Origin of the sequence: Wolbachia endosymbiont of Aedes aegypti (genome assembly GCF_021496215.1) — a bacterium.
Taxonomy (GTDB): Bacteria; Pseudomonadota; Alphaproteobacteria; order Rickettsiales; family Anaplasmataceae; genus Wolbachia; species Wolbachia pipientis.
Genome location: NZ_CP090902.1, coordinates 155,448 through 171,403 on the forward strand (window position 1 = coordinate 155,448; position 15,956 = coordinate 171,403).

General features: G+C 35.1%; 15 protein-coding genes and 2 pseudogenes. 6 read left to right on the forward strand and 11 right to left on the reverse strand.

What is annotated here, in order from left to right:
* Positions 1-18: 18 nt before the first annotated feature.
* On the reverse strand, positions 19-1,266 hold the full coding sequence (locus tag L0Z58_RS00815) for an MFS transporter (protein ID WP_010962408.1): 1,248 nt from the start codon (positions 1,264-1,266) through the stop codon (positions 19-21).
* A gap of 213 nt (positions 1,267-1,479) precedes the next feature.
* Here L0Z58_RS00815 and rsmH point away from each other — a divergent pair, with 213 nt between their 5' ends.
* Together rsmH and ftsL are read left to right on the forward strand one after the other, a co-directional pair.
* Positions 1,480-2,424, forward strand: a complete 945-nt coding sequence (rsmH, locus tag L0Z58_RS00820; protein WP_010962409.1) for a 16S rRNA (cytosine(1402)-N(4))-methyltransferase RsmH — start codon at positions 1,480-1,482, stop codon at positions 2,422-2,424.
* Positions 2,421-2,732: a cell division protein FtsL gene (gene ftsL / locus L0Z58_RS00825; protein ID WP_010962410.1), complete on the forward strand. Its 312-nt coding sequence runs from the start codon at positions 2,421-2,423 to the stop codon at positions 2,730-2,732. The genes rsmH and ftsL overlap by 4 nt, the downstream gene beginning before the upstream one ends.
* 300 nt (positions 2,733-3,032) lie before the next feature.
* On the opposite strand, the gene L0Z58_RS00830 is transcribed toward ftsL, so the two are convergent.
* Positions 3,033-3,332, reverse strand: coding sequence for an NADH dehydrogenase ubiquinone Fe-S protein 4 (locus L0Z58_RS00830; protein ID WP_010962411.1), 300 nt, complete (start codon positions 3,330-3,332; stop codon positions 3,033-3,035).
* A 145-nt stretch (positions 3,333-3,477) separates the two neighbouring features.
* Between L0Z58_RS00830 and L0Z58_RS00835 the strand changes: the two genes are divergently transcribed.
* Together L0Z58_RS00835 and pth are read left to right on the forward strand one after the other, a co-directional pair.
* Positions 3,478-4,089, forward strand: coding sequence for a 50S ribosomal protein L25/general stress protein Ctc (locus L0Z58_RS00835; RefSeq protein ID WP_010962412.1), 612 nt, complete (start codon positions 3,478-3,480; stop codon positions 4,087-4,089).
* Positions 4,089-4,637: an aminoacyl-tRNA hydrolase gene (gene pth / locus L0Z58_RS00840; protein WP_010962413.1), complete on the forward strand. Its 549-nt coding sequence runs from the start codon at positions 4,089-4,091 to the stop codon at positions 4,635-4,637. The genes L0Z58_RS00835 and pth overlap by 1 nt, the downstream gene beginning before the upstream one ends.
* 2 nt (positions 4,638-4,639) lie before the next feature.
* Here pth and L0Z58_RS00845 read toward each other — a convergent pair whose 3' ends face one another.
* A complete protein-coding gene (locus L0Z58_RS00845) occupies positions 4,640-5,602 on the reverse strand; it encodes an IS481-like element ISWpi4 family transposase (RefSeq protein WP_010962414.1) in 963 nt (320 codons plus the stop codon).
* A gap of 442 nt (positions 5,603-6,044) precedes the next feature.
* Positions 6,045-7,193 (reverse strand): 2-octaprenyl-6-methoxyphenyl hydroxylase, encoded by a 1,149-nt coding sequence (gene ubiH, locus L0Z58_RS00850; protein WP_010962415.1) that lies wholly within the window; start codon positions 7,191-7,193, stop codon positions 6,045-6,047.
* 568 nt (positions 7,194-7,761) lie between these two features.
* Here ubiH and L0Z58_RS00855 point away from each other — a divergent pair.
* Positions 7,762-8,286: a hypothetical protein gene (locus tag L0Z58_RS00855; protein WP_010962416.1), complete on the forward strand. Its 525-nt coding sequence runs from the start codon at positions 7,762-7,764 to the stop codon at positions 8,284-8,286.
* 74 nt (positions 8,287-8,360) lie between these two features.
* On the opposite strand, the gene L0Z58_RS00860 is transcribed toward L0Z58_RS00855, so the two are convergent.
* The 3 genes and pseudogenes from L0Z58_RS00860 to L0Z58_RS00870 all read right to left on the reverse strand — a co-directional run bounded on the left by L0Z58_RS00860 (position 8,361) and on the right by L0Z58_RS00870 (position 10,121).
* Positions 8,361-9,383, reverse strand: coding sequence for an Mrp/NBP35 family ATP-binding protein (locus L0Z58_RS00860; RefSeq protein WP_010962417.1), 1,023 nt, complete (start codon positions 9,381-9,383; stop codon positions 8,361-8,363).
* Positions 9,384-9,390: 7 nt separating this feature from the next.
* Positions 9,391-9,702, reverse strand: a pseudogene (locus L0Z58_RS00865) (nuclease/transposase family protein); the annotation flags it as partial.
* Positions 9,703-9,797: 95 nt separating this feature from the next.
* Positions 9,798-10,121, reverse strand: coding sequence for an HNH endonuclease (locus L0Z58_RS00870; protein ID WP_022626216.1), 324 nt, complete (start codon positions 10,119-10,121; stop codon positions 9,798-9,800).
* 154 nt (positions 10,122-10,275) lie between these two features.
* Here L0Z58_RS00870 and L0Z58_RS06970 point away from each other — a divergent pair.
* A pseudogene (locus L0Z58_RS06970) lies at positions 10,276-11,353 on the forward strand (IS3 family transposase).
* Positions 11,354-11,401: 48 nt separating this feature from the next.
* Here L0Z58_RS06970 and L0Z58_RS00895 read toward each other — a convergent pair.
* The 4 genes from L0Z58_RS00895 to L0Z58_RS00910 form a co-directional block, all read right to left on the reverse strand.
* A complete protein-coding gene (locus tag L0Z58_RS00895) occupies positions 11,402-12,805 on the reverse strand; it encodes an NAD(P)H-dependent flavin oxidoreductase (RefSeq protein WP_022626217.1) in 1,404 nt (467 codons plus the stop codon).
* 90 nt (positions 12,806-12,895) lie between these two features.
* A complete protein-coding gene (locus tag L0Z58_RS06880) occupies positions 12,896-13,105 on the reverse strand; it encodes a hypothetical protein (protein ID WP_010962421.1) in 210 nt (69 codons plus the stop codon).
* Positions 13,106-13,156: 51 nt separating this feature from the next.
* On the reverse strand, positions 13,157-13,744 hold the full coding sequence (coaE, locus tag L0Z58_RS00905; RefSeq protein WP_006280338.1) for a dephospho-CoA kinase: 588 nt from the start codon (positions 13,742-13,744) through the stop codon (positions 13,157-13,159).
* Positions 13,745-14,039: 295 nt separating this feature from the next.
* The gene (locus L0Z58_RS00910; protein WP_010962422.1) at positions 14,040-15,218 is read right to left on the reverse strand and encodes a ribonuclease D; all 1,179 of its coding nucleotides are present in this window, start codon (positions 15,216-15,218) and stop codon (positions 14,040-14,042) included.
* Between the last annotated feature and the right edge of the window lie 738 nt (positions 15,219-15,956).

Sequence of the window (15,956 nt, forward strand, 5' to 3'; positions counted from 1 at the left end):
AATTCTGCTATACTGCAACTATACTTGGTTTACTTTGGGTAATTTTGAAGAAAGCTCACCCTTAATTTGCGATATAGCAACTAGCCCAATTAATGCACAGAAAATCATGTAAAAACTAGCTGAAGTCTCTTGTCCTGTAACCTTGATAATTGTTGTGCATATAAATGGTGCAAGGCCGCCAAAAAATCCAGCAGCTATATTTCTTGATAAACCAAATCCACTGTACCGAACCTTTGTTGGAAATAATTCGCACATAAGTGCACTGACAGGACCAAGCGATGCAGCTATTGGAATTATAAAAAGAATGTGTGCCAGCAAGTAATTGCCACTACATAACATTGAAAAAACTGGATAACTCACTATTACAAAAGCTATAAATGCAAATTTCATAACTTTTTCTCTTCCTACCTTATCAGAAAGTATTGCAAACAATATTGTCAATCCTCCGAGCGCAATTTGACTCAGTATTTCCACTATATGATTAAAATGAGTATTTACTGTTAATATTTTATTCGTAAGCACATTGAAAAATACCAAATATATATAGAGAGACGCATTTTCAACCAAGTCAATACCTATTGATATTAGAACAGGCTTTTTGTAATTGTTTAATAACTCTTTTAGTGGCAATTTAGACGGATTTTTTTGTCTTTTATACTCTGGGCTTTCATCAAGTATATATCTCACATATATGCTAATTAATCCCATTGCTAAACTGAAAATGAAAGGTAATCTCCACCCCCAAGATTCAAAATCAGATACTTTTTTGCATATGAGTACCGCTATCAGGCTTAATACTGAACCAAAAATTGCGCTTAATACTTCAATGCTGCCAAAAAATCCTTTTTTGTTTTTAGGAGCATGTTCTATTAAAAATGGTGCATTTCCTGCTTCTCCTCCAAGGGATATACCCTGCAATAGCCTTAAACAAACTACCAGAATTGATGCTAGTATTCCAATGCTTTGATAACCTGGAACAAAAGCAATTAATACGGTTGATAAAGTCATTAATATAATCGAGAGCAATAAGGCAACTCTTCTGCCATGTTTATCACCAATGTGACCAAATATAGCAGCACCGACTGGTCTCATTAAGAAACCCACTGCAAACACTCCAAAAGCCTTCAATACGCTGGTTAGTTGATCATCCGATGGAAAAAATACACCACCTATTATGTTTATTAAGTGGCCAAAAAGCATGTGGTCATACCACAATAAAGTGTTACAAATCAAACTTGAAAATATTACTTTTGTTATTTGCTGCATAATTTCCCTATAGCCTGTTTGATCTTATATATAAAAAAAAATGTGAACGTTATGTGAATATTATATTAACAATATTAAACCTTGATTTTAATATTATTGCTCATATATTCCGATAAGATACCATATTTTGGCAAGAAAATCTATGTACATAAATAAAATTGATGTGAAGAGTAGAGTAGGATATCTACACCAACTGTACTTAAATTTTTTGATATGACACACACTCCAGTTTTGTTAAAAGAGATGCTGTCACTACTATCACCGCAGGATGGTGGCATATACGTGGACGCCACATTTGGAGCTGGAGGGTATAGCAAAGCAATATTGGAGTCAGCTGATTGCAAGGTATATGCAATTGATAGAGATGAAACGGTAACTAAGTTTTATGATGATTTAAGCGTTAGATATCCCGATAGAATAAAACTATTCATTGAGAAGTTTAGTAATATTAAAAGTATACTAAGCAGCGTTGAGCCATCTCCTGTCATCCCAGTACTTGATACTGGAAAAAATAACTGGTCACGCGCTGGAATGACATCAAACGGAGTGGATGGAGTGGTCTTTGACATCGGAGTTTCATCTATGCAGCTTGATAACGGAGATAGAGGGTTCTCATTTTTACATGATGGTCCACTCGATATGAGCATGGATAACTCTTCTTATATAAACGCTTCAACGTTTGTTAACGCTTTACGCGAAGAAGAAATCGCAAATACTATATATAACTACGGAGGCGAACGTCATTCTCGCAAAATTGCAAGAGCAATAATAAATGCACGGAAGAAGAAAACTATCAAAACTACATTTGAGCTTGCGGATATTGTACGTTCCGTGGTATTTCGTGGAAAAAGCAAAATTGATCCTGCAACCAGAACATTTCAGGCAATCAGAATATGGGTAAACGATGAGCTGGAAGAACTTGAAAAGGGTATTAAAGCTGCATCTGAGATTTTAAGTGAGAATGGCAAATTAATTGTCGTCACCTTTCATTCCTTAGAAGATCGTATAGTCAAAACTTTTTTTAAAGATTTATGTGCTACTGATTGCAAGACATTCTCTCTGCTAAATAAAAAAGTGATCGAAGCAAGTATAGAAGAAGTAAGTGCAAATCCGCGTTCACGCTCAGCAAAACTAAGAGCTATACAGAGGTTGTCGTGAGAACTTTCTGCATCATCTCAATAGTTATGTTTTTTCTTAGCATTGTAGGACTATTTAAGGTAAAATTACATGTTCAGTCGTTAAATAGAGAGCTAATAAAAATAAAAAGTGAAATTAATTTAGTACAAAGTGATATGAAAGTTTTACAAGCAGAATGGAGCTATTTGAATAATCCAAAAAGACTTGCAAGCCTTGTAAAGAAATACCTGAAAAATAACTCTTTAATACTGGCTAGCCAGGTTAAAAATCTTGACTCTCTAAATGGCCGCAGTGTGCTAGCACAACTTAAAATCCATGATCAACAGTGAGATTAAGTCTTATTTTTTACAGATGAGCACATCACAATAAAACTTACTTTGTATCCGTTCAGGATAGCGGCAAGGTAGTATAACCATAGAGTAAAAGTGAGTTTACAACAAATGGTGTCATCCCAGTGCTTGACACTGGGTCCAGCCTTTCCATAATCATCAAAAACATTGTATTTTAACGTAAAACAGCTATTTTTATGCTTACCAACTTAATAAAATTCCTGGATCCCAGTGTCTGGGCACTGGGATGACAAAGGAGAGCAGTGTCAGCTACTTGCATAACACCATTTGTTGTGCAACTTACTTTAGTATGAAATTGCTTGCGTAAGATTTTGGCAGCCTCTTAACATTTTTTGGCATTTCAATTATGTATTTAACGTTGCGTTTTTTTGCGTAGAATACTGCTTTTTCAAGAGAATCAAACTTTAATACAATCTGTTTTTTTGGATCTTTTGAGCCAACCCACCCCATCAAAGGTTCAATGTAGTAAGAGCCAGATTCAATTTTTAGGTGCCAGAAATTTGTATTACCTAAACCAGATTGTGTTGCAGTTCTTGTTGGTTTATAAATCCTAAAAACTACTTTATCGTCAATGCCCATAGTTCTTGTTAAATAAGCTTAAATATATATCTAAATAAATCCTTTCACAAACAATTAGTATGAAAGAATGAAGTTTGAAATAAATATTTTTATGTTATATTATTGTTAAATTATATTAAAAGGATTAGCTGAATAGGAGTAACCGATGACGCAACAGGAAATAGTAACAATTAATGCAGAGTTACGTGATATAACAAAAACAAAAGCGATGCATTCTCTAAGGAAGAAAGGAAACATCCCTGGAATCATATATGGAAAGGGCCATGATAATGTAAATTTGACATTGTCTGCAAAGGAATTCACAAAGCAATATAAGTCAGGCTCTCTTTCTGCACATTTGATAGAGCTGAATATTTCGGGCAAAAAGGAATATGCTCTTGTTCGCGATATCCAATTGCATGTAGTAAAGGATACTGTGCAACATGTTGATTTTCAGTTTGTTGATAAAGGCAGTGAAATTAAAATAGACATACCTCTATCATTTGTGAATGAAAGTAAAGCTCCAGGAATCAAATTAGGTGGAGTGCTTAATGTTTTGTGTCGTTCTATTGCTGTTAAATGCTCTCCTGATAAAATACCTCAGGTTATTGAAGTTGATTTATCCGGTAAAATGATTGGCCAATCTATACATATCAATGATGTAAAATTACCAGAAGGTGTTAAGTTTGTAGCTCATGAAGAAGAAAATTTTACCATTGTTACAATTTCTGCTGCCGATAGTGACGTTGAAGAACCTCAAGCAGAAACAGAGGAATAGTGCACCTGATAGTTGGGCTTGGTAACCCTGGTAGTCAATATGAGTTAACTCATCATAATATCGGCTTCATCGTAGTTGATACAATTTGCAAATATTGGAATTTCCATTCGTTCTCTAAAAAAGCCGATTATCTGATAACCTCTGGCATAATTAATGATAATAAAATTATGTTAATAAAGCCTTATTCATTTATGAATAATTCAGGCATCCCTGTTGCAAAAATACAAAACTTTTACAAATTATCGCTAGATAATATCGTTGTCATACACGATGACGCTGATTTGGAACTTGGAAGAATAAAAGTAAAGAAAGGTGGTAGTTCTGCTGGACATAATGGACTTAAATCCATAGATAGTTTTATTGGCAACGATTATTGGCGCTTGAGATTTGGAGTGGGTAGACCTGAAGATCAAAGAAGCTTAGCAGATTATGTGTTATCAAAATTTTCAAATTTTTATAATGTTACTCCCTTAGTGGAAAAAATAGCAAAAAACATACACTTAATGCTGCAAGGAGATAATACAGCTTTTATCAATTTGATTGTATAATATTACGAAACACAGGAAGTGTATGGTCCCAGAGTGTGATGGTGTGGATTTAGTATGAACAATTCAGGAGATTTTGTCCACTGTAAAGATATAAACTCAAAAGGTGTAAGACCCTTAAGAGTTTTGAGTCTTTTAGCATAATTGTAGGCCATAACAAAGTCATAAAGATGCTCTTTGAGTTGCTGGTGAGACTGATAGTAATACTTCTTAACAGTGGCATTCTTTAAAGTTTTGTTCATACGCTCAACTTGCCCATTTGTCCAAGGATGGCTAACTTTTGTTAGACGGTGTTCAATGTCATTTTCTTCACAAGCTCTATCAAATATATGTTGAAAAGCGTATTTATGGCGTTTTTGGTTGGTAAATTGTACACTGTTATCTGTCAAAATAGTGTGGATTTTATATGGTAAAATTTTAATCAAATTACGTAGAAACTCAGCAGCTATAGGTTTTGTAGCACTTTTATGCAACTCAACATACGTAAATTTGGATGTTCTATCTATTGCAACAAACAAATATAACTTTCCTTCTTCTGTTCTGAATTCTGCAATATCAATATGGAAATAGCCTATAGGATATTGTTTGAATTTCTTTTTTGGTTTAACTTCGCCATCAACATCTGGTAGTCTGCTAATGCTGTGCCTCTGTAAGCAACGATGTAGACTAGAGCGAGTCAAGTGTGGGATTGAGGTTTGCAAAGCGTAGAGACAATCATCTAATGGCAATAGAGTATGCTTACGAAATGCAACAATTACAGCCTCCTCTTCTAAAGTTAAAACAGTTGATCTTGCATGCTTCGGACCCATATCAGCGTCTTTGGCAAAAGACCGTTTTCTCCATTTAATGATAGTTTTTGGATTAAGGTTATAGTACCTGGAGAGTTTTGCTATGCTCTCTTTACTATTTTGTATTGCTCTACGAATTGTCTCTGTTGTTTTGGCGCACCCATGTAATATTTGTCCCATAATTCCTCCTTTGATGGTATTGTTTTCTCATATTTTATCATACCATCACACTCTGGGACCATACATCCCCCCCTCCCCCCCTAATTCCTATATCAAACCTTTCTTTACTAGATTATATAGTCAATATAAAAAGCCATATAAAATTGCTTCCACTGCTGCCATGAGGAAATTGCTTATTCTTGCTAACTCTTTAGTTAGAGATGACAGGGTTTTTACTGAGGAATATAACTCTCTGTCTGTTTCTATCTAAGAGCCAGTATAGCTGTGGATAAGCACGTTTATACAGATAAAAGTACTTATCCACAGCTACATCAATTTTTCTATTGACTTTTAACACAACTGCTAAACAGATACATTCGTCATCCCGCTACGTGTTAGCGGCCAAGATACCGCGGCGGTATGCCGTGGGAAACCTGACTTGCATTAGCTATAAAATAGTGATTTATATAAATCCCATAGCATGCCGAATGAAGCGTTTTTTGAGGAAATTTGAATTTTCAACTGCAATCAAGCCAAGATTTCTTAGTGCTTTAGCGCAGAATATTCTGTTGGAAAACATCCTATTTAATCCATCAGTTGCAAGCGCCATTGTAAAATTATCAAAGTATCTGTTACGTGAAATTTTCTTTAATAAATAACTACTGCCAACATCAATACCAGATGCTTTTGCGGCAACTACGTGCTTTATAATACTTTCTACATCTCTAATTCCAAGATTAAGCCCTTGACCTGCAACTGGATGAATTGAATGTGCTGCATCGCCGATAAGCAAAACTCTACCCTTATATAACTTTTTTGCGAAAACAAAACTTAAAGGATAAAGTTTTCTTTCACCCTCTAATTTTATCTCTCCTAAATAAGAACCAAATCTTTTTTTAAGCTCTATAATAAATTCTTCTTCAGACAGATCCATTAGCATTTTTGAAATTTCAGATTTTTCTGTCCAAACTATCGAAGAAGTATAGCCACCCTTCATCGGTAGAATTGCAAATGGACCGCCAGGGAAAAAACGCTCCACAGCTAAGTTTTGGTGATGCAGTTCATGCTTTACATTAAATACTATGCTACTTTGTTTATAGTCAAATTTCACTGTCGGTATAGAAAATAACTCTGGTAATTTAGAGTTTTTGCCTTCAGCACAGATAAGTAGCGATGATATTAATTCCTGGTTATTATCAAGAATCACTTCCACATATCCTGAATCACAAGCAATTGTTTTATAGGAATGTGGAGAGTATATATTCAGTTTATTTAGAAAATTATTGTTGATTGCATTCCATATAGTAGCATTGTTGATAACATAACCCATTGGCTCTTCGCTAACCATTTTATGATTGTAATGCACAGTAACCGTATCTAATATGCATATATCAAGTATTGGCTCAGCTTCACTTTCCACAAACTGCCAAATCCCTAACTTTTCCAATATTTTTTTCGAGCCTTGAGAAATAGCAAATGCTCGATTATCATCTACTACACGTGGTAGACTATTTTTTTCAATCACAGCTACAGACACAGAGTCACAACTGAGGCCAATGGCAGTAATAAGACCAAGTAACCCACCACCTGAAATGATTACATCATAATTCATTTTATTTACGCTAATTGTAAAATTATATTTTATCTGTTTTGAAAATAGTTTAAACAAACTTTATAGACAAAGACCTATAGCTAACCCAAGAAAGGTTTCCCTACGTCATACCGCGATTCATTCCATAGCTGTACAAACATTGCAATGTGGCACATAGTAAACGATGTCATGAAAGTAGCTGACACTGGAATTCAGAAAAAAGGATGATGTTATTCCAGTGCCTCTATGATGTCATCCCAGTGCTTGACACTGGGATCCAGCTTTTTCATAATCATCAAAATGTTGTATTTTAACATAAAACAGCTACTTTTATGCTTACCAACTTAATAAAATTCCTGGATCCCAGTGTCTGGGCACTGCCCACTGGTGGCCCAAACTACAACGTTCGTACAGTTGTGCGCGGTATAGATTCCGCTAACTAGTAGCGGAATGACGGTTTTTCAAATTGTCGGTAAACCTAAGCCACTTTAGCTATATCATCTTGAGAACACCTAAAAGTAAACTTCTGTAATAAAATGTTAATTACTTCATGCTAAGATAGATCTTATTTTATTAAAGGTATTAGTTTATGACTACAGATTGCAAAGCAAAAATGTTAAATTGCATTAGTAAGTACATAGAAGAACTTGGAGAAAACAAAGCAGCAATCAAACAAACTTTAACTAATGATAAAATCAATATAAGCGATCACTTTTACCAGGGTGATAAAATCTGCAACGAAGAAATATTTAATGTAGGAGGCGAGTGTCAAGATACAAAACATGGTAACTCAGAATATACGTATGATGACTGGAAGCAAAAAATTGAAAAATCTCATGCTAAAGATTTGCTAAAAATGCTACAAGATAAAGCAAAAGACAAAATATTAAAGAGTTTTGAAGATTATGAAAAGTATCATGAAAATGCTGTTGAAGCTATAAAAAGAGAATTAGACATGGATTCTCAATTAAAGTGCAGAGATCTTAATTGTTTTGATAGAACAATAAAGGATAATCTATCCCAAAAACAATCGGAATTAACTAATATAAAGAATAACTTTTTAGATGATACACAAAACATCTTTAAATATATTCAAGTTGAAGATAATATTTGATAGACGAATATCTATTTTATAGTAAAGAGGACAGACGAATTCTTAAAGTCTCTTTGCGTAAAGCTGTGTTTTTTTTAGAATTTTACAGCTATGCAATGTTTTACTGTTTCCAAAGCAATATCTTTATAAATTTTTGCCAAATCCTCACTTAACATTAAAGGATTCCCGCAATCAGAAGCATGGCATATTTGTGGATCTAGAGGAACTCTGCCTAGAAGTTTGATGCCCAGCTCCTCAGACATTTTTTTTGCACCGTCTTTTCCAAATATGTATATTTTTGAGCCGCTTTGAATGAAATAACTCATATTTTCTACAATGCCAATAACCGGTACGCTGAGCTTTGTAAACATATCATAAATTTTGCGAGCATCGATTAAAGAGAGCTCCTGTGGAGTTGAAACTATTATCGCCCCAGTTAAGTTAAAATTTTCCATAAGACTTAAATGCACATCGCCAGTTCCAGGTGGTGTATCAACTATCAAATACTCTATATCGGACCATTTTGTTCCCATTAGCAGATTATAAAGTGCTTTTGTAATCATAGGTCCGCGCCATATTGCTGCACGATCTTTATCGATAAAATAGCCAATTGAAATAGTATGCAGTCCATACTTTTCTATAGGCATTGCTTTACTATCCTGTATTTCTGGCTTTAATTTTTCAGCGCCAAGCATTTTAGGAATTGAAGGACCATATATATCTGCATCAACCAGCGCAACTTTGTGTTTTAACTTTGCTAATGAGAGAGCAAGATTTAGCGCAACTGTGGACTTGCCCACACCGCCTTTACCAGAGGCCACAACGATTATATTTTTCACTCCTTCGATATGTAATTTAGCTTTTTGTTGCCCAGTTTTTTTTTGACAAGTAGCAACCACGGTCACTTTTGTCACCCCCGGTATAGCTTTAACAGCTTGCTCACAATTTCTTCTTAATTCTTCATTTGCTTGCGTGTTACCGGCAACTTCAAGCACAAAACCAACATCTTGACCTTTAATAATAATTGAGGATATTATGCCAAGAGCGATCACATCTTTACCGCTTTTTTGCTCTATGACTTTTTTTAAGTTCTCTCTTACAATTTTTTCGTTGATCATTAGCCTTTTAGGTGATTTCTTCCTGAAGTCGTTTAATCTCAGCTTGAGGAAGGCCGGTTGTCTGAGAGATAATATCAATAGAGATGTCAGCCTTAAGTAGGTTTTTTGCTACTTCAATCTTTCCTTCAATCTTTCCCTCATCAAGTTTTTTAGCGAGGATGCCTTCTTCTTTCCGCAGATCCATTATTCTTTCTTCATATGCTACTAAATCTTTTTCATTCCAGCTAAACCTGTCTAATTCATCGTAGGCTAACTTTATTATTGGTGCTTTTTCTGCTATTTTCCTTAAGTCTTCTTCCGTAGTTTCATCTGCATATTGTTGTATAAGTGAAGAAGGTCGCCCCTCCTCACTCGACTTCAAAACCGTACGTGAGACTTTGCGCCTCATACGGCTTCTCTCCAATTTGGAGCTTTTCATGCACACCTCCTGTGTAATTCATCGTGACAATGTCCATGTAACAAAGATAAGTTTTTGATCATGTTGTTTCGTCTATTCCGGTCTTTGTGATGTATTTCTATTGTATCATCACTTTTAAACCATAGTCTACAATTATCACATTTACTTTGTTGTAACTTCAATAGTTTTATTACTCTTAATGGCTTATCTGGTATTTTTCTCAGACGTTTACCCCAATAAACCCAATCACCATCATATGGAGATCTGGTTTTTTGCACTTTGATATGTCGTTTAATAACATGATCGCTGTGTATAATAAAATGTATCTTGTTACTTGTCATAAAACGCCAGTTATCGTTATTATACTTTTTAAAGTATTTTCTTTTTATCCAGCATTTCCCTTTGTTTGGGTGCCTAAAGACTGACCTTACCCAGAAAAAGTGGAGAGAAAGAAAAGAGTTTTTTTGGGTAAAATAAAATTTTGGAGGATTAGAAATGGTAAGAGAATATACGGCAGAATTCAAATTGGAAGCTGTTAAACTGGCAAATGAACAAAGAAAGGCAGGTCAAACAATTACAAAAATAGCAAGAGATTTAGGAATAAAGGGTGGTTTATTAGGAAAATGGATAAAGAAACACAACGAAAAAAAGTCGGCGGCAAATGCATTTCCAGATGTAGCACCTTATGACAAAGAGAGGTTTGATTTACAAAGCAAGAGTAACAAGGGAAAGAGACATTTAAAAAAAAGCCCTGGCCAGTCAAAAAGAGTAAAATATTTTTTTATATAGTAACTGCTATAAAGTACAGGAATTATGTAGGATTTTCTGCTAGTGGCTACTATAAGTGGACCACAAGAAAAATAAGCAGTAGAGAATCAGCAAATAAAGAGCTACTCGCAGCTATTCAAAAAATATATCAAGTTTCTAAATGTAGATATGGAGCTCCTAAAATTCATGCTGAATTGAAGGCTTTGGGTAAAAGTTGCAATTTGAAAACGGTGCAAAGTATTATGCAGAAAAATGACATCAGGGCTATACTGAGAAGAAAGTTTAAAATTAAAAAACAACAAACAGATAATAGAGCTGTAGCTCCCAATATACTAGATCAAAACTTTATTGTTGATCAACCAAATAAAGTATGGGATTACTTACATCAAAACCAAGGAGGGATGGCTATATTTGGCAGCAATAATTCTCACGTATGGTAGTTAATGAGTAGTGCAATAAATAAACAATTGGTTATGAACTCTTTATTAATGGCCATTAATAGGCGTAAACCTGTTAAAAATCTACTGCTGCACAGTGACCAAGGTTCACAATATACTGCGCAAGGGTATCAATATCTCTTAGCTGTAAAGAATATAGATGAGTAATAAAGGCTGTTGTTACGACAATTCTGTTGCAGAAAGCTTCTTTAGCTCATTGAAAAGAGAAATACTTATTGATACTTCACAACACTCTGCTCAACAAACTAGAACTGCAATATTTGAATACATAGAAATTTTTTATAACAAACAACGTCACTATTAACTATTGCATTCCAGAACAATTTGATGCATCATTCTTTTTGTAAAAAACATTCCACACTTTCTCTCCACTTTTTCTGGGTAAGGTCACTGACTCAATACCCAGTCAATATCCTTTCCACCAGTTCTTTTACTGCCGGTACGTAGCCATTCTCATAAAATGGATCTTGCTTAAATTTGTACACATTGTGCCCGGAAAACATGAGTTCGTTCTCAATATCACCATCGTGTATAACGTTTTGCAGTGTTTTTTGTATGCAAAAACTACGCGGATCTGGCTTTCGTCCTGTTGAATGGTCACCATGATCTTTCCAATTGCTAAACAAACAATGGCTCAAACATCCCATACAATTGATTTGATCTTCTCTTATTTGTTTAAATTTATCTGGTGTCACAAAAATAACAGTTGAATCTGGGGTTTTCATTGCTTCTGTGTACCCTGCTTTAGTCCATGTATTTGCCAGTTCTTTGTCTTTTGCAGTAAGGTAGATCTTCCTACCTCTGCTACCCATTGCAAATTCACTATTGGATTCTTCGCTGGCATTTTCTGAAAAATTTACTTGATGTAATTTTCGTTCCTGTAACTCACGTATAAAATTATTCCTCACCGCAGATGAGTAAAACCCTGTTGGACTGAATTTATTTAAAAATACATCACCTTCTTCTAAAGTGAGTAGCTTCTTTTTCCACTCTGCAGAAATTGGGCTTTCTTTCGTCAAAAGTGGACGAGTGCCAAACTGAAAAGCTATTGGTCCAATTTGCAGATTGTCAAACCAATGTTCCCAATCTTTCAAATGCCACACTCCTCCTGCCATAACAATTGGTGTTTCTGAAAGACCGATCTCGTTCATGAAAGATCTAAGCTCTGCAACTCTTTCAAATGGAGCCTGTGGTAGCTCTGGGTCTTCACTGTTACTCAGTCCATTGTGCCCTCCAGCAAGCCATGGATCTTCATACACTACTCCACCAAGCAAATAGGAAGATATTCTTTGGTAAGCACGCTTCCATAATGCTTTAAAAGCACGCACCGATGAGATAATAGGGTAATAATAAACCTGATATTTAGCTGCAATTTCTCCAAGCCTATAAGGCATACCAGCACCGCAGGTAATACCATGAATCAAACCTTTCGCTCCTTCTAATATGCCATGAAGTACGCGTTCTGCTGCTCCCATCTCCCAAAGTACATTCATGTGTATTCTTCCATGACCTTTTGATATTTCATTTGCTATTCTTGCCTGACTAATTCCAGCTTCAATACTATACTCAATCAATTCACTATGCTTTTCATTTCTTGTTTTGCCTTTATAAATTAGTGGCACTAACTCGCCATTATCATCAATAAGCTTAGCATTTGCACCAGAAAATGTACCCACAGCATCTGCTGCAGCAAATGCTCCGCTTGATCTCCTATCACTAACTGCAATGCCTTTACCACCTTCGATGATTGGCCACACTTCCTTTCCTGAAATTACTATCTTTTTTATCTTATTTTTCAAAACTTCCTCGCAATCTTTCACTCTATTTTACTTAATTACTAAAAAAATGATAGCTGTTTATTTTTTCTTGTATCATTAAAGCTTCTGTAGCTACTCATGCTGTTGTAGTTTGAGAGCAGTTACCATCGGAAGGGTGTCATTCCAGTGCTTGACACTGGAATCCAGTTTTTGATCAAAAATGTTGCTATAGTGCACAATCAATTTTCCTGGATCCAAGTAGTCTGGGCTACTTGGATGACACCATAGGGGGCTACTTGGATGACAGGGGAGGGAGGCTGCTGGGATCCTGACAACCGTCATCCCGCTGCTTGTTAGCGGGATCTAGAGATACCGCGGCGGTATGACGTAGAGCTACGTGTTTAGGTTTAATGAATCCACTATATCTTTTACTTGAGAAAAAACATACTCTTTGCTTACACTGGTATCGATAATAAAGTCACTCATCTTCCTTTTCTCCTCAATAGATAACTGAACATCGGAGATTAGATTAAGCTTTTCTTTATCTATGTTGCGTTCGTTAAGTCTTTGAGCTTGCACAACGCTATCTGCATGAACAAAAACAATAAGGTCGCAATATAAATAAAATTTTGTTTCTAATAGAAGTGGCACATCTAAAACTAAAAGTTTTCTATCGATCTTTTTTTCCTTGGCAATAAAAAATTCTAATTCACGCAGCACAGCAGAGTGAACCAAAGATTGAAATTGTTTCCAATTTTCATCATAGGCTAAGAAATATTTAGACAGTACTGTTCTATCTATTTCACCATTTACTACCACTCCAGGAAAATTTTTCTCTGCATAACTTATTATGCTTTTATCCACTTTATAAAGTTGGTGTACAACAGAATCAGCATCAAATACAACAGCACCAAACTCTTGAAAGCAATTAGCTACAAAGCTCTTTCCTACCCCAATTCCGCCTGTTAGACTTATAATCATATAACAAAATACATTCGACTTCTTTTGAAACTATAGCTAAGGTTTCTCTATATATATTAACTAGATTTTCTAGATCTCAGTGTCAAGCACATAACTATACGAACATTGCAATTTGTAGGTGGTGTTATTCCAGTCTGGAATCTAGCTTTTATGTTGTATAGTGCACAATCAATTTTCCTGGATCCAAGTAGTCAGGGCTACTTGGATAACACCCTACTTAACCGTCATACCGCCGCGGTATCTCTTAGCCACTAACACGTAGCGGGATGACGATTGTCGATAAATCTAAGTTACTTTAGCAACAGTTATTCTCCACTAAATTACTCTGAATTTTGGTTATATTATTTGCGGATTTCACTGCTGAAATCTCAAATTTTGAGCTTGTGTTCAAAAATGATTCAACTGACCTGCCAAAAAAATCATATCTCCATCCCTTGAATAATTTATCTGTCTGTCCAGATATTGACCCGGTTAACTCATCTTTTGAAGAAACTAATTTCCTTGATATGTTACTTTCTTTACATTTACTATCTAAAATAATTGAGAGTATATCAAGTACAGATTTGTCATAATTACTCGATAAGGTGTTGTTTTGCTGCATCCAATTTCTCTCATTTTCATTAAAAATATTCACAAACTCTAGTAAATCCGCATCTTTTATATTTTTTGTATTCCTCTTGAGATCATCTAAAATCTCATCAACATGCTCTACATTTTTTTCAATAAAATCAGCTATTACAGCATTATTGATTATTTTATTACGGTTCATATTATAGCGCTGTGCTAAGGTTTCTTGCCACTCACTAACTGCTTTAACAGTTAGTATCAATCTTGGATTTACTTCATAATTAAATTTAATCCTCTTCCATGCATCTTTTGGGCTATGTAAATACTTATTTATATCAACTATTGATTCCATCTCTTCTTGAAACCAACCCATCCTATTATTTTCTTCAAGTTTATTGCACAATATTTGGTATAGGTCATATAGGTGTACCACGTCGTTTACTGCATAATCTAACTGATCTTCGGACAACGGACGCCTTAACCAATCTGAATTTTTAGCTTTAATTTTATCCAGTGCTATTCCTTGATATTGCTCCACTACTTTTGAGTAACCAATAAAGTCATGATAATAATGACAAAACATAGCAGCAACTTGGGTATCAAAAATGGGAGTGGGAATACATTTAAACACAGTGAGTAAGGATTCTATATCCTGCCGGCAGCTATGAAACACTTTGGTTATCCCCTGATTTAGCATTATTTTCTTAATGAATGATAAATCAATTTCTGGCACTAATGCGTCTACAATAAAACTCTTCTCTCCGTAAGAAATTTGAATTAACGATAATTTTGGGTAGTAGATTAAATTATTTCTAATGAACTCCGTGTCAACTGCTATAAATTTCGGCTTTTTTGCTATTAACTCTTCACATGTATTCTCCAGTTCTGATGTTGTACTAATTAGCATATATTTTTTATTCAGTGGATTTATTTTATAATTTATATTAAATTTTTGCAATTAATGACTTCTTGCAGAACTTTCTATCACTCATTGGCATCACACAAATAGCCTTTTCCATCCCAATCCCAGTGCTTCCTTCTCCTGTCATCCCAGTGCCCTGACTACTTGGATCTAGCAAGCTTTGCTTGCAAATAAGTCTAATACGCGTCGCGTTTTATGCCAAAACACAATTGGAGTTACATGCAAAATAGATCCCAGACTGGGATGACAAAAAAAGGAGCACTGGGATGACAGCAGTCCTACGTCATACCGCCGCGGTATCTCTAGATCCCGCTAACAAGTAGCGGGATGACGATTGTCGTTTAGCTATAAATATTAAGAAATTTACCAAATAAAAAAAAAAGGCAAAAGAAGCCCTGGGGTTATTATCCGCTTTAAAATATTGGCGTTTTTTATGTTTTAAACGCTTGACAAGCAAGATTAAGCTGCTTTTAATTGCAACTAACTTACGCTGCAAATGTTTAAGAAATTTACTAAGCAGAAAAAAAGACAAAGAATCCCCGAGTTAGCTAGTCTTTTACTATCTCTGTCGAGTATTGGCATTTTTTGATGTCTTGTAACGCTTTATAAGCACGTTCAGCTTATTTAGATAAAAATCTAGATGTAGATGAAGTTTTGTAAAGACATACAGTATCTATATACTGCAAAAAATTGAACATAAGACGCCGATACATTAAGTAATCC